This window comes from Clostridium sp. OM05-6BH, assembly GCF_003481635.1.
GTDB lineage: Bacteria > Bacillota > Clostridia > Lachnospirales > Lachnospiraceae > Butyribacter.
In genome coordinates, this window is sequence record NZ_QULH01000044.1 from 1 (window position 1) to 1,723 (window position 1,723).

Annotated in this window: 1 pseudogene; it reads right to left on the minus strand. The window is 36.3% G+C overall.

Going from position 1 to position 1,723, the window contains the following annotated elements:
- Positions 1–1,562, minus strand: a pseudogene (locus tag DXB73_RS14310) (leucine-rich repeat domain-containing protein); the annotation flags it as partial.
- Positions 1,563–1,723: the final 161 nt, after the last annotated feature.

Genomic DNA, 1,723 nt, shown 5'->3' on the forward strand with positions numbered 1-1,723 from the left:
TTTGTCAGCTTCTTATTATTTCGTATATCCAGTCTGGTAATCTTATTATCCTCGCATGCCAAGTTCACCAAATCAGGATTATTGCTAACATCTAATTCTGTTATCTCATTTCCGCTAATACCGATTATTTCCAATGACGGTAATCCTACAAACGAAATCTTTCCTTTTAAGCCTCGTTGCAACCAGTCAATCATTGTCAGATGCCCGTTTTCCCATCTATAATCTTCACCATCCCACTCTTTGTTAATATGAGCTCCCAATGCTCTCTGATCTGCAATGATTTTGCGAAGTGCAATATACTCGGGCACTTGCTTGGCAGTTTCTTCGTCATATACAACCATTACAGAGTGGTTACTGTATACATCATTTTCATTCATTTTACCACACTGTCTGATATCTACATACGCGATTTCGGTATCTTCACATTGCAAAGACTCCAGTTCCGTATTATGAGTGATATCTAAACTTGTAAGTTTGGTTTTGCTACATCTTAAATCCTTCAATGCGACATTTTTACTGAGATCTAAGCTTGTAATGTTTGTTTCATCACAGTCCAATCGCTCCAATGCTATATTATTACTAATATCTAAGCTTGCAATATTTGTTTCATAACATTCTAACCATTCCAATGCGACATTTTTACTGACATCTAAACTTGCGATATCGGTCCCATCACAGTGCAACACGCTCAATGCTATATTTTTGCTAACATCCAAGCTTGTAATCTTTGCTTGACTGCAATACAACTCTTTCAATTCTACATTATTAGATAAATCAATACTGCTAATATGCTCGACAAATTGGACAAATAATGTTTCCAGCTTCTTATTACTGCTTAAATCCAAATTTTCAATTTCCAAACCGTCACAGGAAAGTTTTTGCAAATTTGCCAACTTACTTACATCTAAATGCTTAATCTGAGTTTCGCCACATTCTAAATTCTCCAACTCCGGGTTATGATTGACATCCAAATCAGAGATCTGCGTAAAGAAACAGGTAAGCGTTTTCAATTTCTCATTCTTATCTACATCCAAATTGGTTATTGGGCATTGATAACATTCTAATGTCTCAAGTGCTGCATTATTTTCTAAGTTCAAGTCTCTAATACCGGTCCATGCGATATGTAACGTTTTCAATGCAGTGCAACCACTAACTTCAATTGCAGTCAAATTACGATTCCCTCGGCAATCAATAGTCTCTAATGCTGTTAAGTCATTGAATGAAATATCCTCTGTCAAATTATAATCTGTTGTATCATACTCCCATTTGGAAATCCATTTTATTTCTACCAGTCTTCCATCTTTCCAAGTGTACTGATCGGTATCATCCAAATTTTCACTTACAGTCGCCCCTTTTGCTCTCTGATCCGCAATGATCTTATTAATTGCTGCAACATCACTGGAATTCTTGACGTCAGTTGGCTCTTCCGTTGGTTCTGCATCTGCAACAGCCATAGTGGCATCCGCTGCATTTGCCCATTTAAGGTTTCCAAAGCCACCCATTGTTATCAGTAAACAAAACCCCAATAACAATGATATTTGTTTCTTGTTTTGTCTGTTCATTTCATTTCCTCCTCTGCATAATATCTCTATTATGTCGCTAATCAGTGAAAAAACTTATTGTCATTTTATTTTTATCTTCTTATTGCCCTTCTTCTTCAGGAACTTTTTGTATGTCTTATATTGTTTCTTTGGCACATTGATAACAAGGTTCTTTGCCGTTC